Origin of the sequence: Sandaracinus amylolyticus, assembly GCF_021631985.1 — a bacterium.
GTDB lineage: Bacteria > Myxococcota_A > Polyangia > Polyangiales > Sandaracinaceae > Sandaracinus > Sandaracinus amylolyticus_A.
In genome coordinates this window covers 10581750-10602747 of sequence record NZ_CP070225.1, presented here as the reverse complement: position 1 = coordinate 10602747, position 20998 = coordinate 10581750, and the positions used below count along the sequence as shown (strand labels likewise).

General features: G+C 73.1%; 19 protein-coding genes. 5 read left to right on the top strand and 14 right to left on the bottom strand.

All coding sequences use genetic code 11. The features are described 5' to 3' along the window. Nucleotides 1-50: 50 nt before the first annotated feature. From I5071_RS45080 to I5071_RS45045, 8 genes are all read right to left on the bottom strand, one after another. A complete protein-coding gene (locus I5071_RS45080) occupies nt 51-635 on the bottom strand; it encodes a TetR/AcrR family transcriptional regulator (protein ID WP_236519635.1) in 585 nt (194 codons plus the stop codon). Between the two features lie 64 nt (nt 636-699). Then, the gene (gene tmk / locus I5071_RS45075) at nt 700-1353 is read right to left on the bottom strand and encodes a dTMP kinase (RefSeq protein WP_236519634.1); all 654 of its coding nucleotides are present in this window, start codon (nt 1351-1353) and stop codon (nt 700-702) included. A 21-nt stretch (nt 1354-1374) separates the two neighbouring features. After that, a complete protein-coding gene (locus I5071_RS45070; RefSeq protein WP_236519633.1) occupies nt 1375-2607 on the bottom strand; it encodes a hypothetical protein in 1233 nt (410 codons plus the stop codon). Continuing rightward, a complete protein-coding gene (locus I5071_RS45065) occupies nt 2604-3929 on the bottom strand; it encodes a FecR family protein (protein ID WP_236519632.1) in 1326 nt (441 codons plus the stop codon). The genes I5071_RS45070 and I5071_RS45065 overlap by 4 nt, the downstream gene beginning before the upstream one ends. Beyond that, nucleotides 3916-4581: an RNA polymerase sigma factor gene (locus tag I5071_RS45060; RefSeq protein WP_236519631.1), complete on the bottom strand. Its 666-nt coding sequence runs from the start codon at nt 4579-4581 to the stop codon at nt 3916-3918. Before I5071_RS45060 ends, I5071_RS45065 begins: the two co-directional genes overlap by 14 nt. A 136-nt stretch (nt 4582-4717) precedes the next feature. Then, entirely contained in the window at nt 4718-5764 is a 1047-nt protein-coding gene (locus I5071_RS45055) for a hypothetical protein (RefSeq protein ID WP_236519630.1), read from the bottom strand. 125 nt (nt 5765-5889) lie between these two features. After that, a complete protein-coding gene (locus I5071_RS45050) occupies nt 5890-8103 on the bottom strand; it encodes a PEGA domain-containing protein (RefSeq protein WP_236519629.1) in 2214 nt (737 codons plus the stop codon). Nucleotides 8104-8261: 158 nt separating this feature from the next. Beyond that, nucleotides 8262-8756 (bottom strand): hypothetical protein, encoded by a 495-nt coding sequence (locus tag I5071_RS45045; protein WP_236519628.1) that lies wholly within the window; start codon nt 8754-8756, stop codon nt 8262-8264. Between the two features lie 211 nt (nt 8757-8967). On the opposite strand from I5071_RS45045, the gene I5071_RS45040 reads away from it, so the two are divergent. Next, a complete protein-coding gene (locus tag I5071_RS45040) occupies nt 8968-11073 on the top strand; it encodes an IPT/TIG domain-containing protein (RefSeq protein WP_236519627.1) in 2106 nt (701 codons plus the stop codon). Between the two features lie 10 nt (nt 11074-11083). Here the strand turns inward: I5071_RS45040 and I5071_RS45035 are convergent, their stop codons facing one another. Both I5071_RS45035 and I5071_RS45030 read right to left on the bottom strand, forming a co-directional pair. Further along, a complete protein-coding gene (locus I5071_RS45035) occupies nt 11084-11998 on the bottom strand; it encodes a transposase (protein WP_236519625.1) in 915 nt (304 codons plus the stop codon). Between the two features lie 167 nt (nt 11999-12165). Further along, nucleotides 12166-14130, bottom strand: coding sequence for a BREX system ATP-binding domain-containing protein (locus I5071_RS45030; protein WP_236519624.1), 1965 nt, complete (start codon nt 14128-14130; stop codon nt 12166-12168). Nucleotides 14131-14211: 81 nt separating this feature from the next. On the opposite strand from I5071_RS45030, the gene I5071_RS45025 reads away from it, so the two are divergent. Then, nucleotides 14212-15363 (top strand): NADH:flavin oxidoreductase/NADH oxidase, encoded by a 1152-nt coding sequence (locus I5071_RS45025; RefSeq protein WP_329611122.1) that lies wholly within the window; start codon nt 14212-14214, stop codon nt 15361-15363. Nucleotides 15364-15456: 93 nt separating this feature from the next. Here the strand turns inward: I5071_RS45025 and I5071_RS45020 are convergent, their stop codons facing one another. The 4 genes from I5071_RS45020 to I5071_RS45005 all read right to left on the bottom strand — a co-directional run bounded on the left by I5071_RS45020 (nt 15457) and on the right by I5071_RS45005 (nt 19187). Next, nucleotides 15457-15930 carry a hypothetical protein gene (locus I5071_RS45020; RefSeq protein ID WP_236519623.1) on the bottom strand — a complete coding sequence of 158 codons (474 nt, stop codon included), beginning with the start codon at nt 15928-15930 and terminating at the stop codon, nt 15457-15459. A gap of 400 nt (nt 15931-16330) precedes the next feature. Continuing rightward, on the bottom strand, nt 16331-17068 hold the full coding sequence (locus I5071_RS45015) for a hypothetical protein (protein ID WP_236519622.1): 738 nt from the start codon (nt 17066-17068) through the stop codon (nt 16331-16333). Nucleotides 17069-17111: 43 nt separating this feature from the next. Further along, a complete protein-coding gene (locus tag I5071_RS45010) occupies nt 17112-18359 on the bottom strand; it encodes a hypothetical protein (RefSeq protein WP_236519621.1) in 1248 nt (415 codons plus the stop codon). A 36-nt stretch (nt 18360-18395) separates the two neighbouring features. Continuing rightward, nucleotides 18396-19187 (bottom strand): enoyl-CoA hydratase/isomerase family protein, encoded by a 792-nt coding sequence (locus I5071_RS45005; protein ID WP_236519620.1) that lies wholly within the window; start codon nt 19185-19187, stop codon nt 18396-18398. 193 nt (nt 19188-19380) lie between these two features. Here I5071_RS45005 and I5071_RS45000 point away from each other — a divergent pair, with 193 nt between their 5' ends. From I5071_RS45000 to I5071_RS44990, 3 genes are all read left to right on the top strand, one after another. After that, nucleotides 19381-19569: a hypothetical protein gene (locus I5071_RS45000; protein WP_236519619.1), complete on the top strand. Its 189-nt coding sequence runs from the start codon at nt 19381-19383 to the stop codon at nt 19567-19569. Nucleotides 19570-19618: 49 nt separating this feature from the next. Then, nucleotides 19619-19873, top strand: coding sequence for a hypothetical protein (locus I5071_RS44995; protein ID WP_236519618.1), 255 nt, complete (start codon nt 19619-19621; stop codon nt 19871-19873). Between the two features lie 145 nt (nt 19874-20018). Continuing rightward, on the top strand, nt 20019-20912 hold the full coding sequence (locus I5071_RS44990) for a hypothetical protein (RefSeq protein WP_236519617.1): 894 nt from the start codon (nt 20019-20021) through the stop codon (nt 20910-20912). Nucleotides 20913-20998: the final 86 nt, after the last annotated feature.

The window sequence follows — 20998 nt, the reverse complement described above, 5'->3', positions numbered from 1 at the left end:
TCCAGGGGATGAACGTTCATTCCGTATTCAGGACAAAAAAGGGGCGATCCTCAGCGTCGGATCGCCTCCCAGCAGCACTGCTCGGCCTGCGCGACGGTCTCCTCGCTCAGCTCGAGCCGTCCCTCGGACCACGCGCGGAGCAGCCCGTCGAACACGCCCCACACGATCGCGACCAGCAGCGCGGGCGGCAGGTCGCGCATCGCGAGCTGTGCGATCGAGACGCGGAACGCGGCCTCGACCATCGCGTTGCCCTGCTCCTCGAGGGCGCGGCTCTCGGCGTCGAGATAGTCCGCGTGGTGGTGCAGCTCGAGGAAGCGCACCGAGACCGCGTTGGCCTTCATGAACACGATCGCGCGCTCGAAGAGCACGTGGAACTGCTCGCGCGCCGGGCGATCGAAGGGGAACCCGTCGGCGAGCGCCGCCGTCATGCGCTGCTTCTCGCGGCGGTAGAGCGCGTTGACGAGGTGCTCCTTGCTCTCGAAGTAGCGATAGATCGTGCCGGCGCCGACCTTCGCGCGCTCCGCGACCAGCGGCACCGCCGTCCCGTGGAAGCCCCGCTCCGCGAAGAGCTCGAGCGCGGCGTCGAGGATGACGTCGCGCTTGCCGGTGTCGGGATCGCTGCGAGGCGGAGTCATGCGACGGAACGTTCATTCCGTACGCGACCGAGCACGAGCCGTCAAGCGACGTCGTGCACGAGGCTCAGTCGGGATCGCGCCGGAGGCGCTTCACGATCACGAGCACGTCGGCCGCGACCTCCTCGACGTCGCGGTCGGCCGTGACGAACTCGATGCGCTCGCCCGGGAAGTGCTCGGCGAAGCGCCGGTAGAACGCCGCGAGCTGGGTCTGCAGCTCGTAGTCGTCGAAGAGCTCGCGGCTCGCTCCCCGCGCCGCACGACGTCGCGCCGCGACCTCGTCGGGCACGTCGAGCACGATCGTGAGGTCGGGACGCCGCGCGTGGCGGTTGATCTCCTTCACCCACGCGATCGTCTCGGGCTCGCCGCCGCCGGTGATCGACTGGTACGCGACCGACGAGTGGTAGTAGCGGTCGCTGATCACGGTGACGCCGTCCATCAGGTTCGGCGTGATCGACGCCTCGACGTGGTCCATGCGATCGGCGGCGAAGAGCAGGGCCATCGTCGTCCACGAGGGCGGTCGCGGGCCGGTCATGCCCGGCACCACCAGGCGCCCGGTGAGGATCTGCCGGATCTGCACGCCGATCGGGCCGTCGCTCGGCTCGCGCGTGGTGTGCACCGGCAGGCCGCGGTCGCGCAGCGCGTCGGCGAGTCGCTTCGTGTGCGTCGTGGTGCCTGCGCCGTCGACGCCCTCGAGGACGATGAAGAGCCCCTCGATCATGGGGCGGACCCTAACACGCGATCAGAGCGGCGCGTGCTCGGCGCACGCACGACGTCCGATCAGCGACACGATCGGCGCGACCGCCGGCGTGAAGTCGGTCTGGCAGATCGACTGCACCGTCCCTCGGCCACGGCCGAGCCCCGCCACCGCGCGCACCAGGCGCCGCGGGGGGAACGCGATCCCGGTCGGTCCGTTGCACGAGGGCACGAGGCGCGTCGGCATCTCGGGGTCGAGGCGCTCCTCCATCTCGGGGCGCGCGAGGATGCGGTCGTAGTCGTCGGCCGACGGAAGATCGACCGCGGCGTCCACCGGGATCCCTGCGATCACCGCGAGCGCGAAGAGGTCGGGACGATCGGCGCGCAGCGCGAGCAGCCCGTCGACGTAGCGCTCGACCGGATGCAGCGCCTCGGGGTACGCGAAGCAGCGCAGGTTCAGATCCGAGACGTAGCGGGGCGACGAGGTGTCGAAGAGCTCGACGTCGCGCACCGAGCAGTCCTCTTCGTCGGTGAGGATCACCACCGCGAGCAGCGAGTCATCGCGCAGGAACCCGGCGTTCGCGCCGTCGGCGTGGCCCGACGTGCCCTCGACGAAGGTCGGCGGCACGTAGTCCGGCGCGGTGTAGGGCTGAGGGGTGGAGGGCGAGACCGCCTTGAGCGCGGCCTCGAGGGGCTGCTCGAAGCCGCAGCCGGCGGTGCCGACGCGCGCGACGCACGCCACCTCGGCCGCGAAGACGTCGGGATCGTCGCCCGCGCCGAACTCGAAGACCGGCGGATACGTCGCGCTGCACTCGCTGACCGAAGAGGTCTCGCGCAGCACCGCGTCGTCGCCGAAGCGCACCCCGAAGCGGCCCGCGGCGCAGCTCGGGACCTCGAAGCCTCCGCTGCCGAGATCGGGCGTGATCACGCCGACGTGGAGATCGGTGATCGCGGGCCAGTCGGGCTGTCGATCGCCGTCGCGGTCGGGCGGATCGACGAGCTCGCCGACCAGCCGCGGGAGCTGCCTGACGAGGCTGTCCTGCTCCTCCGCCATCGAGCCCGACGAGTCGACGACGAGCAGGAGATCGACCGGCGTCGACTCCGTGCACGTGCCGCCCGGCTCGCGCCATCCCGAGTCCGGCCGCCCGGCGTCGATCACGCCCGCGTCGAGGTGCGTCGCGGACGCGTCACGCCACAGCGGATCGGTGATCGTCACGTCGCGATAGCACCCGCCGATCACCAGCGCGGCGAGGACGATCGCGATCGCGCGCGGGGTCAACGCGCGCCTCCTCCTCCGCACGGGACCGCGGGATCGCCGCCGAGCCGACAGACCGCCGCGCGCACCAGCTGGGCGTGCGCGCCGTGCGGCGCCTCCTGGAGGTAGCGCACGTAGGTGGCACGCGCGGCATCGCGATCGCGCAGCGCGCCCTCCTGCAGGCGCGCGAGCGAGAAGAGCGCGTTCGCGCCCTCGGGACGACCACGCCCCAGCGCCGCCGCGCGCTCGTACGCGTCGGCGGCCTCGTGCGCCTCGCCGGTCGCGAGGAACGAATCGGCGATCAGCGTCTGCGCCTCGGCGCGCACGTCGATCGGCGCATCGCGATCGCGCACCAGCTCGACGAGCATCGCGCGGGCGCGCGGATGATCGCGCAGGTCCTCGAGCACGTGGCGCGCGGCGGCGAGGCGCTGTCGCGGCGAGACCGGCGCGACCTCGGGCGGCTGCACCACCGCGCTCGGGACCTCGTCGGCGATCTCGATGGCCGCGGGCTCGACCGCGCGCGGGAGCGCGGGCGCGATCGGCGCTGCAGGTGCGGTCTCGCGGCGCGCGCGCGGAGCGGCCTCGACCACCACCGCGACCGGCGGCTCCACCGTCTCGACCGGCGCCGCAGCGGGCTCGGGCGCGCGCGCCTCCGCCGCGGGCTCGCCGTCGATCTCGACGCTCTCGCCCGCGTGCACCAGCACCGCGCTCTCCGACGCCCTGCGCGGCACCACCCGCACCGTGCCCTCGCGCACCGCGACGCGCGTCGCGCCGCCCTGGAGCCGCACCGAGAACACGGTGCCCACGACCTCGACCCGCGCGCTCGGCGTCTCGATGCTCAGCCGCTCGCGACCGCGCTCGCGCGGATGGAACGCGACGTCCACGCCGCCGCTCGTCAGCTCCACGCGCACGTCGCGCACGTCGAGCGAGCCGAAGCGCATCGCGCTGCCGCCCTCGAGGTCGAGCTCCACGCCGCCCACGCGCACCTCGGCGCGCTCGCCCGGACCGACCTCGAGCGCACCGCCCACGTCGAGCGTCCCGCTCGCCGTGCGCGTCCCACCCATCTCGAAGCGCGCCACCGGGCGCTGCTCGCCGCCGCCGAACAGCACCGGACGCACGATCACCGCGAGCCCGACCACCGCCGCGACCGCGAGCGCACCGCCCGCTGCGGCCCACGCGCGCCCACCGCTCCTGCGCGGCTCCACGCCGGTCTCGCGCGCCCGCTCTCCGCGGCCCACCGCGTCCACGAGCCGCCGTTCCATCCGCGCGCGCCGCAGCTCGTCGAGCTCCGGCGGCGACGCCCGGAGCGCATCCACGGCTCGCGCGCTCGCATCACGTCGCGTCATGATCGTCTCCTCCACTGCCCGGAAGCGAATGCGTCTCGGCGCCGATGGACGCGAGCGCGGCATCGAGCCGCTTCCGACCCGCGACCAGGCGGGCGTGCAGCGTCGAGATGCCGGTGCCGGTCATGGCGCTCACCTCGGCGAGCGTGTGCCCCTCGACCTCGTGCAGCACGAACACCGTGCGCTGGTCGGGGGTGAGCTTCGCGAGGGCCCACTCCGCGAGCGATCGCGAGTCGTGGGTGTCGTCGGGACGTCCTGCGGCGCGCCCCAGGCCGACCCACTCGGTCACCCGCTGCCAGCGGGAGCGACGCCAGCGGTCGCGCGCCTGGTCGAGGGCCCGGCGGGTCGCGATGCCGATGATCCACGTCGAGAGCTTGGAGCGCCCGTCGAAGCGATCGGCCCCGTCGAGCGCGGCGAGGAAGGTCTGCTGGACCACGTCCTCGACGTCGGGATCGCTCGAGCCGAGGATCCGCGCGACGGTGCGGAACACGCGGTCGACGTGGTCGCGGTACAGCCGCCGCACCGCGGCGTCGTCGCCCCCTGCCGCGCGCGTGAGCAGCGCGCGCTCTTCCTGGTCCACCGGGGAGCGCGACTCCGCGCGCCCGGCGTCGGCTCCGCCCCCTTCGATGACGCGCATCGCCACGTCCCGTCTCACGGCAGCGCCCTCTCGAGCGGCTCCAGGGCGCTCTCGCGCGTGCTCGTGGTCACGTCCATCACGCCGGGGGGTCGTCCTCGACAGCCGAGAATTCCAAGCGCCGACGGAACGGGCGCCGTGCGCATCGTGGCATGGATCACGGCCGCAGCCTCACGCCGATCACGCCCCAGACCGTCACCACGTCTTCCAGGAAGACGGCCTCGCCATCACGCACGAAACGTGCGGGATTGCTCACGAAATCGATGCCGGGCTCGAGCACGATCTCGAACGGCGCCGCGAAGATCCACGCGAGCTCGAGCGTGGCCCGGAGCCCGAACGCCGTCACGGTCTGCGAGGCGTCGGTCGCCTCGATCCACGCGTTCCCGAAGCGGGTGAGCACGCCGAACGTGAGCGCGGGCACGAAGTCACCCCACCGCCAGGGGCGCAGCTGGAAGCGCATCCCGACGCTGATCGGCCGGTACTGGACGATCTCGCCCAGCGACGTCGATCGCTCCTCGGGGATCAGCGGCAGATCGCCCTCGAGCACGAGACAGCTCATGTCGATGCAGAGGCCGACGCCGACGCCGGGGCCGACCAGCGCGGTGTCGCGCGCGGTCGAGAACCCGAGCAGGAGCCGCAGGTAGATCGTGGGGCGCGCGATCGGCTCGATGCGGCGCCGCACCCCGAAGAGCCCGCCCTCCTGCTCGTAGTACACGAAGCTCACCCGCTCGCCGGGGCGTGCGCCCGGGCCCTCGGCGCGATCGCTGGGGGGCGGTCCCTCGAGCGCGGCATCGCGGAGCGCCTCGACCGCCAGCGCCACCGCGCGCACCGCGGCGTCGCGCGCCGGGGGGAGATCGAGCCGGCTCTGGTAGAGCAGCCCCTGGGGCCCGCCGAGCGTCACGAGCACCTCGGCGCCCTCGCGGATCAGTCCGACGTGCGCGGCGGGCACGGCCTCGGGCACGCCGGGAGGCGGAGGCTCGCCCACCGTGATCTCGACCTGGGCGCGCAGCGAGAGCATCCGCGCGACCCGCTCGGCGAGCGGCCGGAGCGGGGCCTCGGGACGCAACGTCAGCGGCGCAGCTGGATCGAGCTGCTCGGGTCGTCGTGGGCTGGCGCCCGCGGACGCCTCCTGGGCCGCGGCGAGCGAGGTCGGCGCGAGCAACAGGACGACGAGAGCGAAGATCCGCGCGAGGCCGCGCACCACGGACGCGAACGTACCACCGGCCGCGCGAGGTGACTCCGTTTCGGATGTCGGTTCGGTTTCCGAAACGAACGCGCCCCGGGACGAGCTCGTCCCGGGGCGCATCGTGATCGTTCCGACCCGCGAGGTCAGAACTTGTAGGTGATGCCGAGCCGCGGATAGATGCGGATGTCCAGCGCGTCGCCGATGAAGCCGCTCAGCATGCGCCGGTGATCGCTCGTCTGCGCGAGCACGCCCTCGAAGATGAACCAGATGTTGAAGTTCGCCGAGAGGACGAAGTCCACCGCGCCGCCGAGGCGGAAGCGCGCCATGTCCTGGCGATCGCAGTGCAGCTCGGTCCCGTCGGTCACGCAGATCGGGCCGCCCTCCGAGTTGAAGTCGGCGTAGGCGCTCGAGTTGCGCGCGCTCGCCGCGTACTCGTCGCTCGTGATGTCCATCCCGAGCCAGAGCGTGACCGCCGCGATCGGCTCGAGGAGGAGCGACATCAGGCCCTCGACCGAGAAGAACGCGGTGTTGACCGGGTAATCCCAGCGCGCCTCACCGGGCACGCCCGGGCGGTACTCCTGGTGGAGCTCGTTCGGCAGCGGCTGGTCGCCCGCCATCGTCGGATCGCCGTCGAACTCCGAGTAGTCGGGGGTGCCGACGCTGCTGCTCGGCCCGATGCCGCCGCCGAAGCGCGTCTGCACACCGAACGCGAGCTGACGCAGCACGCGACCGCCGAAGCGCAGGCGACCCTCGAACTCCGTGATGCGCCCGAAGGTGCGAATGCCGAAGCCCGCGTCGAAGAGCTCGTGCAGGCCGATCGAGAGGCGCAGCTCGGCGAGGTACGGCCAGCCGATCGACGCGTCGATCATCGGGTGGTTCATCGCGATCGGCAGCGCGGAGTGCGTCGTGCCCTCGGCCGCCGCTTCCTCGCTCGAGTCGCGCAGGTGCGCGTCGATCGTGATCGCGCCCTCGCCGTAGCTCACCAGCATCTGCCGGCGGAACGGCTCGTAGCCCTCGGCGCTCACCTCGAAGGTGTGATCGCCCACCGGGACCCGGCCCTCGTAGGGCACCTGGCCGATCTCGCGACCGTCGACGGTGAGCACCGCGACGCCCTCGATCTCCTCCTGCAGCGTCACCCGCAGCGCCACCGCGAGGGGCGCCATGTTGATCGTGCGATCACACGAGTCGCCCGGAGGCGCGCCCGGCGCGGTCGAGCAGGTGAAGCTGACCTCTTCGTAGCCGTCGGCGCGAACCACCACCGCGTGCGTGCCCGCCTCCGGCTGGTTCACGACGAACGGCGCCGAGCGCTCCTCGCCGTCGACCGTGACCCGGGCGCCCGAGACGTTCGCGACTACGATGTTGATGCGGCCCGGCGGACCGAGCTCGCGCGCGAGCTGCGCGTCGACCGACGTCGTCTGTCCCGCCGTGACCGTGACCTCGCGGCGGAACGCCTGGTGCCCCTCCGCGATCACCTGCACGACGTAGTTGCCCGGCGCGAGACCGTCGCGCGAGAACGTGCCGAGCGGCAGCGGCTGACCGTTGATGCGCACCTCGGCGTTCGGCGCGTCGGTGATGACCGCGATCGATCCGGTCGTCGGCGCGGTCTGCGCGCGGCGCAGCGTCGCACTCACCGTCGCGCGCTGTCCCGCCTGCACCAGCACCTGCTGCGAGAACGGCTGGACGTCCTCGCCCTCCGGCCGGATCTCGATCTGGTGCATGCCCGCGGGCACGTCGTCGAGCACCGTCGTCGTCGCGCCTCGTGGCTGACCATCGAGGAAGATCGGTGCGCCTTGGATGTCGGCGCTGACGAGGATCGAGCCCGTCGTCGGCGCCGCACGTTCGAGCATCGCGGTGACGCGGACCACCTGTCCGCCCTGCACCTCGACCCACTGCTCGAAGTTGTTGTAGCCCTCGCGCGAGATCTCGACCTGGTGCCGGCCCGGCTGGAGGCTCTCCACCCGGATCGGGAGCGATCCGAGGGTGCCTCCGCCGACGACCTGGCCGTCGATCCGCACCTGCGCGCCGCGCGCGCCTTCGTTGCCCGCGCTGACCTCGATGGTGCCGAGCGGACGGAGGACGGCGCGGAACGTCTCGCGGCGACGGCGCACCGTCACCGTGAGCCGCGCCTCCTCGAAGTTCGGCATCCGGAAGATCAGCGTGTGCGCGCCCGCGGGGACGCGGACCGCGGTGAGCGGCGTGGTGCCGAGGGGCGCCCCGTCGGGCGTGTCGAGATAGACGGTCGCGCCCGGGGGAACGGACTCGACGTTGACCGGGATGCCGCGCTGCGCCTCGGCGCGCGTCGCTGGAACCGTGAGCGAGAGGAGCGTGCCCAGCGCTGCGATTGCCAGCCAGGCCAAGGAACCAAGTGTCGCTCGAGCCATTCCGCCTCCGGATTGTGCGCGAAACTGCCGACGCCAGTCCTCCATACCCGGGAGCGCGTCCGGGAATCAAGCCGGGCGGTCGACCCGGGAGAGTTGCGGCCAGAGCGGAACTCCCCTCCGGGGGCGGCCGCGGGCTACGCGGCCTCGGAGTCGGCGAGCTCCGTGTCGAGCTCGAGCTCGGTGCTCGGGGCGCCCTCGGCGAAGAGCGGCGCGGCCCCCTCTTCCTCGCGGATCTTCCGCGGGCGGCCGCGCTTCTTCGGCGCGTTCGCCGCCGCCGACGCCTCGTCGCGCGCGGGCTCGGGCCGGCGGACCACCGACGCGATCGCGGCGATCGCGGTGACGCGCTCGCGCAGCTCGGGCTGGTCCTCGGTGAACACCTTCGCGTACGAGAGGCCACGCTGGGCCTTCGCGGTCAGCGTCGCGGTTCGCTCCGCGACCACCGCGCGCGCCGCCTCGAGCGCGCGCTCGGCCGCCTCGAGGGTGCGCTGGGCGTCGATCAGCTCGCCCTCGGCGGTCTCGAGGATCGACCGATCGAGATCGGGAAAGCGCACCTCGGTGAGTGGACCGCGGTACAGCTCGAGGATCTCGCGGGCGAGAGCGGGAACGGGATCGCGGATGTCGTCGTGCACGGCCTGCCTCCGTATGCCTGAACTCGTGTTCAGGTGAACCGTGGCTTACACGACGAAGGGATCTCCGCGCAAGGTCCTCGCGCGACGAAATCGATCGCGACGAGCGCACGTCGACTGGCTTCGAGCGGACCGTCCGCGTTCGAGCGCCGCGCGACCGAGGCGTCGTATGCTCGCGCGCCCTTCCCCCGAGGCCCGCTCTTCGAGGCATTGCATGAGAATCATCCTTCGCGCCCTCCCCTTCGTGCTCGCGCTCTTCGCCGCCCTGATCGCGCCGCCGGCGCACGCGCAGGTCGAGCAGCCGCCGCCGGTGATCGAGCGGCTCGAGCCCACGTCGGGGCCGCCGGGCACCGTGGTGCAGATGATCGGCCGCTACTTCCGGCCCGGGCAGCAGGTGCGCCTCGCGGGACAGCCGGTCGAGGTGCTCTCGCAGATGCCGAACCGCTGGACCCTGCGCATCCCGCAGGGCGCGCAGAGCGGTCGCATCGCAGTCGAGGTGCCCGGCATCACCACCACGATCGGCCCGGAGTTCCGGGTGCTCGCCGCCGCGCCGCCGCCGGTGATCACCGACCTCCAGCCGCGCGCCGTCGCGCCGGGCGCCGAGGTGCGGATCGTCGGAGAGAACTTCTCGCCGCGCATCACCGAGAACCTCGTGACGCTGGGGGGCGTCGGGGTGGTGGTGCGCACGGCGACGCCGAACGAGCTCGTCGTGATCGTGCCGCCGACCGCGCAGACCGGGCGCTTCACGGTGCGCGTCGCGGGCTCGGGAGAGACCGTCGCGCCCTTCGATCTGCAGATCGGCGTGCCGCTCGCGATCACCGGGTTCTCGCCCGCGGTCGGCGCGCCCGGCACCCAGGTCACGATCAGCGGCAGCGGCTTCCACAGCTCGCCGCGCGCCCAGCAGGTCTTCATCGGCAACACCGCGGTGCGCGTCGTGAGCGCGTCGCCGACCGCGATCGTGATCGAGGTGCCGCCCTCCGCGACGAGCGGCGTGATCATGGTCGACATCCGGCGCACCGGGCGCGCGTACTCGTCGACGCCGTTCGTGGTGCAGGCCGCGCCGGTGGTCGCGTCGTTCGATCCGCCCGCGGGCCCGCCGGGCTCGATGGTGCGGGTGCGCGGCAGCAACTTCGGCACCGACGTTCGGGTCGTGCAGGTGATCTTCGGCAACGTGCCCGGCGTCGTGCGCGGGCTCTCGGCCCAGGAGATCGTCGTCGAGATCCCGCAGGGCGCGGCCAGCGGGCCGATCTCGGTGATCGTGAACGGCGTCGGGCCGGTGCGATCGAGCGGCGTGTTCAGCGTGCTCAGCGCGCCGGCGATCGCCGACTTCCAGCCTCGCAGCGGCGGTGTGGGCACCGAGGTCGTGATCACCGGCAGCGGCTTCAGCCCGGTCGCGGCGCAGAACCGGGTGTCGATCTCGGGCGTCGCGGCGCAGGTGATCGCGGCGGCGCCGACCCAGCTGCGCGTGCGCATGCCGGCGGCGGCGAGCGGGCCGATCCAGGTCGAGGTGCAGAACGCGGGCACGGCGCGCTCGGGCCAGCCGTTCGTCGTCACGACCCCGCCGTTCATCGCGCGCTTCGAGCCGGCGCAGGGCCTGCCGGGGAGCGTGGTGACGATCCACGGCGCGAGCTTCGGCAACAACGCGGCGCTCGTGGAGGCGGCGATCGGTGATCGGCGCATGCAGCTGCGCTCGGTGACCGATCAGCGCATCGAGGCGGTGATCCCCGAGGGCGCGACCAGCGGGCAGCTGCGGGTCACGGTGCGCCTGCAGGGCAGCGCGCAGAGCCAGCAGGTCTTCAACGTGCTCGGCGCGTTCACGGTGAGCGGCCTCGAGCCGGCGAACGCGTACCCCGGGCAGTGGCTGACGATCCGCGGCAGCGGGTTCACCCCGACGGGCATGGAGGTGCGCTTCGCGGGCGTGCCGACGCCGGTGCCCTACACGTTCGTGAGCAGCGCGGAGATCCGCGTGGTGGTGCCGATGGGCGCGTCGAGCGGCGCGCTCGCGGTGCGCACCGCGGACGGTCGCGAGGCGAGCCCGCGGGTCGACGTCACGCCGCCGCCGGGCGGGATGGCGATCACGTCGGTCGAGAGCCGCGGGTGCGTGCGCCAGGGCTGCACCGTGATCGTGCGCGGTCACGGGTTCGGCGCGCGGCCGAACGATCAGTGGGTGACGTTCGGCGGACAGCGGGTGCGGGTGCGTCGCGCGTCGCCGGTCGAGCTCGAGCTGAACGTGCACCGGCGGATGATGGGGACGGCGACGTTCCGGGTGCAGACGCGCTCGGGGCAGAGCGCGGAGAGCGCGGCGGTCACGCTGCAGTAGCGTCTCGGGGTCACGCGGCGGAGATCAACGCCGCGTGCTCCTCGCGCATCAGCCACGTACCGACTGGGAACGGAACGTCGCGCCGGCCGCGGCGCCAGCCTTCGCGCGCTCGACGGTAGGCTGTGCGAAATGCGCGGACGCGCTCCGCGCACTCGCGCCATGCAACGTGGTTGCCGCGCCCGACGGCGAACGTGGGGTTCGTGTCGCGGATGGGCTCCCGCGAGGTCGCACGGCGGAACGGCGAGAGCTTGGCGCAGCGGTCGGCGCCGAGGAACGTTCCGCCGGCCTCGCGGGCTCGAGCGCGCGCGGTCGACTCGAGCGCTGCGACCTCGTGAGCCACGAGCTCCCGAAACGCGTCGTCGGTGACCTCGAGCTGGCGGGCGGCGCGGGGCACCTCGAGGTGCAGCTCGATGAAGGGCGGCCATTTGTCGTCATCGCGGCCGAAGTACTCGGTCGGACGTTCGATGCGCCACGTCGCCCTTCCGAGCTCGTGTGGGCGCGTCGTGACGCCGGGCCAGTCCTTCGCGCGCGGAACGAGGCATGCGGCGACGGGGTTGGCGATCGCGTACGCGATCTTCTCGACGACCGCGTTCGGTGTGCGGAGCTCGACGACGCTCGTCGGCTCGTGGTCCCACACGGAGCCCTCCCAGCGACGCAGGACCTTCGTCGCGAGCGCGACGTGGCGGTGCAGGTAGTGGAGGAGCTCGGGGAGACGGCCGTCGGGATCGGAGACGACGAGGTGCTCGTGAGTGCTCATCAGCACGGCGGCATGGACGCGGACCCCGGCCCGCTTCGCGGCGACCGCGAGCGTGTAGAGGAAGATTCGGTTCATCCGCGGATCGGGCGCGAACAGGTGATGGCGGCGCACGGCCCGGCGCGTGATGAGGTAGACGGCGTCGGGCTCGATCAGGCGGGGTTGGGTCATGGCGGCGCGGATGCGCACGTCGCGTGCCGGGTGTTCCGAGCACGAAATACGAGAATACTCAACGTGGGTTGGCGGGGCCGGCGGCGACCGCCTGACGGGCCGTCAGCCACGTGCGGCGACAGCGGGCGTGCCGCGCCGCGTTCCGCCACCCAGGTTGAGTGCCCCGATCACTCCCCGAGCCACGCCGCGCGCTCGCCCTGCATCACCACCCGGCGCAGCAGCTCGCGCGGGGTCCTCGCCTCGCGCACCACCTTCGCGATCGTGTCCTCGTCGCGCGCTCGCTCCACCCGCTTGCCGTGCACGTCCTTCGCGAGCCGGTGCGCCTGCTCCGCCAGCGTCGCCAGGCCCTCGCGCCCCAGCTTCGTCACCGGGATCGGCCGGGCGCGCAGCAGCCTCCGCCGCAGCATCGCCACGTCCTCCGTCGGCAGCAGCGTCGACTGCGCCTCGATCTGGTCGAGCAGCTCCGCCGCTTCCTCGCGCAGCGCGCCCAGCGTGTCGGGCGTCACCGCGAGCACCACGCACGCCCGCGGCAGCGCGCCGCCGCAGTAGAACCCCAGCGAGCGCAGCGCCGTCCTCCGCTCCGCGCGCGACACCCCCGCGCGATAGAGGTTCTCCGCCTCGTCGAGGATCAGCACCGGGCCCTCGCACCCCTCGAGCCGCGCCAGCAGATCGAGCCACAGCAGCAGGCGCCCGTACGCGTCCTTGCGGTACGACGGGTTGCCCGGCTTGGTCTCGAGGTCGAGCGCGCCCAGCGTCTCCATCACCGCCGCGTCCTCGAGCTCGCCCGCCTCGGCACCGCGCAGACATCGCTCCGCCGCGCGCGCCGCGTCGCTGTCCCCCTGCGCGATCGCGTCCAGCGACGCGCGCAGTCGCTTCCGTGTCGCCGGGGTGCGCAGCCAGCCCTCGAGCCGATCGATCGGGGTCGCGCGCCGTCGAAGCGGCAGCGCTGCGTTCTCGATCAGTCGCCGCAGATGACGCTGCGGGTTGCCGAGATCCTCGTCGAGCCGCTCCACCGCCAGTCGCAGCACCGGCCGCTGATCCGCGAGCGCCCGCGCCTCCATGTGCAGCAGGTGGTGGGTCTTGCCCGCGCCGTACTCGCCGACGAGCACCGCGAACACCGAGCCGTCGTTCGACGCGTGCGCGAAGAGCTGCTCGATGCGCGCGTCGACCTCGTCCATCCCCACCGTCAGCTCGGCGATCGCCTCGAGCGGCGGCAGGCCCTGCGCGACCCGCACCAGCGCGCGCATCGCGCCCGCGCGCTTGCCCTCGATCGCACGCACGCTCGGCGCGTCGCGATCGATGTCGACCGGCGGCTCGAGCGAGAGCCAGCTCTGGTGCGGCACCGGCAATCCCGGCGGCAACACCGGCGCGATGCGCGACGCGAGCGCCGGATGCTCGGTGAGCGAGTGGGCGCGACGATCGAGCGCGCCGCTGCCCACCACCAGGATCTCGGTCGCGACGGTGCCCCGCCCGCCGTCGGCGTTGTCGACCAGCTCGCGCAGCACCGTGTACGCGACGTCGCGACGGCCGCCGCTCAGATCGACCAGCGCCTCGGCGTCGCGCAGCACGACGCGGGTCCCGCGCGCACCGAGCACCCGCGCCAGACGCGTCAGCTGCGCGAGCGCGCGCTTCGCGGTGCGCGCCGCGAGCGGGCGCATCGCGAGCTCGGTCGGGACCTCCTTGCCGCCCAGCCACGCGTGGAGCCGACGCGCCTCGGTGCGCCCGGTCGCTGCCGCGAGGTACTGCGACGCGAGCACGCGCAGCTCGCCCGCCAGCGCCTCTTCCTCGGCGAGCGCCTCGAAGCGCTCCTCGGCGTGCTTCTTGTGCTTCGCCACGAACGCATCGAGCGCGACCACCAGCCCATGACGGCGCCCGGGATCCGTGCCCGGCAGCCGCAGCGACGACGCGAGCTTGCCCACCACGACGTCGAGATCGTGCAGCCCTCCGTCGGCGAGCGAGCACGTCGCGATCGCGAAGCCGCGCTCCAGCGCGTCGGCGGCGAGCGCGTCGAGCACCGGATCGGGCGCGGCGTCGCCCGACAGGATCGCGACCGTCGAGAGGCCTGCGGCCGCGACGTCCTCGAGCGTCTGCGCGCGCGACGCGACGAGGTGCGCGAGCCAGCGTTCGTCCATGTGCGCGAGCGTCGTCGCGCCCCGGGGGCCGCGTCAACCGGGCGCGGCGCTTGCTCCGTCGGCGGGCGACGGAGGACGACGATGAGCGAGCTCGCGCGAGAGGCTCCGACGGGACACGGCTGCCGCGCCGACACGCAGCACGATCGCGAGGTCCCGGAGATCGATCTGCTCACGCCCTACACGATGCGCGGCGTCACGCTGCGGCATCGCGTCGTGATGTCGCCGATGTGCCAGTACAGCGCGCGCGACGGCTTCGCGAACGACTGGCACCTCGTGCACCTCGGCAGCCGCGCGGTCGGCGGCGCGGCGCTGGTGATGGTCGAGGCGACCGCGATCACCCCCGACGGGCGCATCTCGCCGAACGATCTCGGGCTCTGGAGCGACGCCCACGTCGAGCCGCTCGCGCGCATCGCGCGCTTCGTCGAGTCACAGGGCGCGGTGCCGGGGATCCAGCTCGCGCACGCGGGACGCAAGGCGAGCACGGCGCCGCCCTGGCACGGCGGAGGCGCGGTCGCGGCGAGCGACGGCGGATGGCAGCCGGTGGCGCCGAGCGCGATCCCCTTCGACGCGCAGAGCCCGATGCCGCACGAGCTCGACGAGCAGGAGATCGACGCGCTCGTCGACGCCTTCGAGGCCGCGGCGCGGCGCGCGCTCGACGCGGGGTTCCGCGTGCTCGAGATCCACTCGGCGCACGGCTATCTGCTGCACGAGTTCCTCTCGCCGATCAGCAACCGGCGCACCGACGCGTACGGCGGCAGCCTCGACAACCGCATGCGGCTCGTGCTGCGCGTCGCGGAGCGATTCCGCGCGGTGATGCCTCCGGAGCTGCCGCTCTTCGTGCGCCTCAGCGCGACCGACTGGATCGAGGGAGGCTGGGACGTCGAGGGCTCGGTCGAGCTCGCGAAGCGCCTCAAGGTGCGAGGCGTCGACGTGATCGACGTCTCGTCGGGCGGCATGACGCCGGTCGCGAAGATCCCGGTCGCGCGCGGCTACCAGGTGCCGTTCGCGCGGCGCATCCGGGACGACGCGGACATCGCGACCGGGGCGGTGGGCCTCATCACCGATGCGCACCAGGCGGACGAGGTCATCACCGGCGGCGACGCCGACCTCGTGCTGCTGGGACGCGAGCTGCTGCGCGAGCCCTACTGGATGCTGCGCGCCCAGCACGCGTTCGACGAAGAGCAGTCGTGGCCGACGCAGTACGGGTACGCGGTGCGGCGCCGAGCGAAGTAAGCCCCTGCCGGAGTGCTCGTCCGACGGTCCCGGACGGGAGCGCGCGGAGCGCGCGCACGGGAGGGACCGGCGGCGAGCCGATTGTGTGGACGCTCAGCGGCGCTGGGTCGCGGCCTCGAGCAGCATGCGGCGGCGCGCTTCGCTGCACGGGCCGAGCAGCTTGTAGCTGCCCCACACGACGAGCGCCGAGAAGATCGCGGCGCCGAACGAGAACGGCAGCGCGATCAGCGTCGTCCAGTCGATCACCCAGGACTGCGAGTAGTAATCCCAGCGCTGGAAGAGATGCTCCATGCCGCCGTCGAGCATCGAGAGCGCGGTGATGATCGCGAAGCCGAGGAACACGATCGTCGCGAGCACGCCGCCGGCCCGCAGATACGCGGCGAGGATCGACTTGCCGCTCCACCCGAGCTTCACGCCGCGCACGCTGCGGTCGTTCGAGTCGTCGGTGACCAGCATGCTGCTCAGCGGGACGAGCGGGACGAACCAGATGTGCACGAACTGCGTGGCGACGTAGCCCTCGGGCATCTCGTCGACCCGCCCATACATCCGCGTGCCGTAGATGATCATGCGCTGCGGTCTACGGAGCGAGAGTGACCGGAGCTTCCTGCGTCGCGGCGGCCGCCGCGACCCAGCCACCGACCGCGCGCTCGCGGCTGGTGCCCGTCCACGATGATCACGGCGCCGCCGCAGGGCTCGGGATCACTGGGGGCAACCGAGAAAAAGCCCCCGAGGGGTCGCGCTGACGGGATCGATCCCGGTAGTTGGGGGCGGCTACCCCCGAACGATCGACACGGGTGTCGTTCGGTCGACCCCGCGGGGGGCGTCTCGACGGGATCGATCTCGATGATTGGGGGTGGCTACCCCCGAACGATCGACACGCGTGCCGTTCGGTCGACCCCTGAGGCCAACGTCGGTCGACACGCGTGCCGTTGTCTTGACCCTCTCGGGGTCCAGAGCCCCCGATCGATCACGTCGCGGGCGGGGGATCCCCTCCGGTCGGGGCCTCGCGCGGCTCGCTCTGCCACTCGGTGAGCGGGCGGAGGAGCTGGTCGGCGCGCTTCACGGTGGCCGGCCGATCGCGGCGCACGGTGCTCGCGACCGCGACGACGTAGTCGCGGATCGCGTCGAGCACGCCGTCGAGCGCCTCCCGCACCTTGGTGTCGTTCGCGACCGGCGCCGGCGCGGTGATCCCGAGCGCCTCGCCGTAGCGCGCGTGCGCCGCGAAGAGGCGATCGAGGAAGGGCCCGCCGCCGAGCGCGCGCACGAGATCCTCGTTGCGGCGGGTGCGGAGCGCGGTGACGCGCGTCTCCGACGCGGTCCACTCGGCCTTGAACTTGAGCGAGAGGAACGTGAGGCCCTCGCCGAAGAGGAAGCTGTGGAGCTCGGCGACCTCCGATGCCTGCAGGAGGTCGTCGAGGCGTCGGAACGCGCCGAGCCACTGGCTCATGAGGCCCCAGGCGTCGTCGAGCGCGCGATCGGCCTCGACCGCGGAGAGGGGATTGACGCCCGGGCCGACGCGGCGGCTGAGGAGCTGCGCGGAGAGCAGGCCTCGCGCGGCCTCGAGCGAGTCGAGGCGATCGCCGACGGCGGCGGGAGCGCGGGCCTCGCGGGCCTCGGTCAAGAGCTGCGAAGCGAGCGCGTACGCGTCCTCGGCGGTGACGGACGGCAGTGAGATCAGATCACGAGCGGCGAACGAGCGAGTCATGGCAGAGCCCCCTTGGCGCGCGATGGTACTCGCTCGCGACGGCTCAGGGTCGGAGCGCTGCGACGAACACCGCGTCGCGGATCACGCGGCCGCAGAGCTCGACCTCGGGCTGGGCGTTGCCAGCGACGTAGAACCGTCCCGACGCGCCGAGCGCCCACTCCATCGCGCCCGACCTGCCGATCTCCGTGGCCATCGACCACCACCGCCGCGGCGAGCCGTCATCGGCGTCGATCTCGAGGAACAGCTCGCGCGTCGCGGGGCCGGTCTCGATGGCGCGGCCGGCGTAGCTCCACGACTCGTCGGTCCCGATCGACGTCAACGCCACGACCCTCCGCCGCGCGAGGTCGAGCTCGAGATCCCAGAGGTTGAAGCGCGCCGGCAGCGCCTCGGACCACCGCTCCGCGCCGTCGTCGCCGAACGCCGTGACGTGGTCGTACGACGCGATCGCGAACGACTCGCTGCCGGCGTGGCGGTACTCCCGGAGACCCGCCCACGACGAGAGCGGAGCCAGCGGCGACGCCGAGCCGTCGCCGCGCAGCTGCAGCCGCGTGGTGCCCGCTCCGAAGCACGCGTCGAAGACGCACCCCGGAGCCGCGGCCTCGACGATCGCGACGACCTGCTCGCCCGCGCTCGAGAGCCAGAGCCTGAAGCCCTCGATGGACGTGGCGCGGACCAGCCCCGCCTCGTCGACCAGCAGCAGCGCGTTCGACCGATCGGGGAACGACGTCGCCCGGCCCTCTCGGTCGACGAGCTCACCCATGACCCACCCCTCGACGAGGTAGCGGCCGCCGCCGATCGCGAGCATCGAGCGCGCGAAGACGTCGACCCCGGGCGCCACGTCGATGCGCGCGAGCGCGCTGCGGTCGGCGCCGGTCCGCGGATCGAGCGCGACCCACTCGATGCGGTGGGAATCGGAGGACCGATCGGTGCGCTGGACGACGACGTGCCCGCCGACCTGGAGCAGCTCGAGACCGATCGAGAACGTTCGCTCGAACGCGAGGTCGCCCCCGGCGCTCACCCCGAGGGTCACGGTGTCGCCGACCGTCGTCGGATCGAGGCCCGAGAGCCGCGCGATGACGACCTCGCCCTCGGCGATGGCGAGATCGGCGGACGGCAGTGCGTCGGCACGCGCAGCGCGCTCGACGATCCAATCGAGCTCGCAGTGCTCGGGGACTGGCCCCTCGGGTGGGCGCGGGGCGTCGGGCTCGAGCGCGCCCGCATCGCTCTCGGCGACGCGGGCCTCGTGACAGCCGCTCAGGAGGATCAGCGCAGACAGCAGGACAGCGCGCATGCGCGGACGATCTCAGGGATGTCGGCGCGCGTCCACTCAGCGGCCCGCGAACTTCGGCGCGCGCTTCTCGCTCGCGGCCTTCAAGCCTTCGCCGAGATCCGCGCTCGCGTAGCTCACCGCCTGCTCGCGCGCTTCGTGGGCGAGCGCGGCCATCAGCGCGCCGCGATCGATGCCCATCACCCGATGCAGCCCGCGGATCGCGAGCGGCGCGGCGCTGGCGATCTCACGCGCGATCGTGACGGCTCGCGCGCGCACGTCGCTCGCCTTCACCGCTTCGAGCGCGAGGCCCAGCCGTACTGCCTCGCGCCCGTCGAAGCGGCGCCCGGTGTAGAGCAGCTCGGCGCCCCGCATCGGGCCGGCTCGCAGCGGCGCGAGGTAGGTCGCGCCCATGCCGGGGTGGAGGCCGAGCTTCGCGAAGTTGAGCGCGAGCTTCGCGTCCTCGTCGACGACGCAGAGATCGCAGGCCAGCGCCACGCAGAGCCCCGCGCCGATCGCCGGTCCTTCGATCGCGGCGAGGGTCGGCACCCCGAGCTGCGTGATCGACAGGTAGCGCGCGTAGAAGTCGAGCATGAACGACTCGGCCTCCGCGGCGCTCACGGTGCGGAGCCGCTCGAGCATCGCGAGATCGCCGCCCCCCGAGAACGCGCCGCCCGCGCCGGTGAGCACCACCGCGCGCACCGTCTCGTCCTTCACCAGCTCGCGCACCCGCGCCGCGAGCGCATCGCCGAGCTCGGGTGTCATCGCGTTGCGGCGCTTCGCGTCGTCGAGGATCAGCGTGACGACGCCGTGCTCGTCGCGCTCGAGGTGGACCGTGGGCTGGTGGCTCATGGGCGCGGGAGATACCACGGCTCGCCCTGGACGATTCCAGGTCGCTCCCCGTTTCCGCGCGCGCCCCGTGGTGCCCGGAGAACCCGCGCACGATCTCGATCGTCGCCGAGAGCACGACGACCGCGACCTATCGCTTCTTCGTGCGCGAGGACGGGCCGGTCACGCTCGAGGACGACGACGGGCGCTGGGGCGCGTGCGCGACGGCACGGTGCAGTCGTCGGACCCGATCGTCGGGCGCTGCTCGGGCTCGCTCTCGTGCTCGATGACGTCGGGCTGGAGCGGCGCGGTCGCGCCGTGCGGCGCGGTGGGCCAGTGGGTGACCGTTTGCCAGCCGCTCACCTGCCAGCCCCAGACGGTGCCGCGCGCCCAGACCTGCCGCTGAGCGATCGGAGCGCGCGCTCGCCTGTGTTGTCGGGTGAGCGCGCGCGTCGATGATCGTGCTCATGGCGCTGCACGTCGATCGCTTCATCCGCATGCCGGGCATGCGCATCATCGTGGCCGACGGCGATCGCCGCTACGCGGAGTGGATGCTCGGCAACGACGACCCCGACGAGATCGAGCGCCGCGTGCACGACGCAGCGCGCCTGCCCGGCGCGACGCTCGAGTCGATCGTGGCCGCGATCCCGGGCGGCGTGATCAAGCAGGGCCGGCACGACGCCGCCGAGCATCTGCAGCGCGAGCCCTGAGCCCTCCGGAGCGCGCGGACGGTAGGCGAGCCGCTGAGGCGCGCTGCCTCGCGGGAAGAGCGCGGTCCTCGGATTGCTCCCGCCATTCGCGATGCGGTGCGGGACGATCGCGGCAACCCTGGTGCTGGCATCGGCGTGCGCGCCGGTGGCCCGCAGCGTCGCCACCGAGATGCCCGAGCCGCTGATCCACGAGACGCTCCGCACGCTGGCGCAAGAGGACACGCGCGCGCTCGCGGCCGAGGTGTTCGACGCCCCCGAGGTGCGCGACGGCGTGCGGCAGCTGGCCGCGCTGCTCGCCGACGGCACCCTCGACGCGCTCGGTGAAGAGGAGCGCGCCGCGCGCGTCTCGGCGGCGATCGAGGACCTCGCCCAGCGCATCGTGGCGGCGGTCGCGACCGCGATCGATCGCGAGCTCACGCCGGTCATGACGTCGACGGTGCGGCAGAGCGTCGACGCCGCGACGCGCGAGCTCGTCACGCGGGCGAGCCGCGATCGTCTCGCGGAGGGTCTCTCCGACGTGACGGATCGGGTGATCGCCTCGGCCGCGGGCACGCTGCGCGAGGAGGCCGGCCCGACGCTGCGCAGCATCCTGCGCGATCCCGAGACCCAGGAGCTGCTGCGGGCGACGGTGCGCGCGGTGTCGGCGGAGTCGGTGCGCGGCACCTCGAGCGCGTTGCGCGAAGCGAAGCTCGCGCGCCAGGCCGAGGGGCGTGACCCGCGGGGCATGGTGGAGTCCCTCCAGCGTGCGGTCCGGCGCAGCGCGCAGCTGCTCGATCTGCTGGTGTTCGGCGGGGTGCTCGGGCTGGTCGCGTTCGCGGTGTGGCTGACCCGGAGATCGCGGCGCATGGAGATGAAGGACGCGCTGGCCAGGCGGCGCGAGGTCGTGACGCTCGCGTTGCTCGCGCGCTTGGCGCAGCGCGGCGAGGAGGTGCCTCCCGAGCTGAGGCGCGCGCTGGAGGCGGTGCTCCGCGAGGCCGAGCCCGAGCGCCGACCGAAGCGTTGGTGGAGGCCGACGATCCATCGGGATCAGCCGGCGTGAGCGAGGCGCTGGGCCACGCATCGCGATCGCGCACGCCCCCGCTCGCGGGTGCGGGGGGTGCGCCCTATACTCGCCCGCCATTCCGA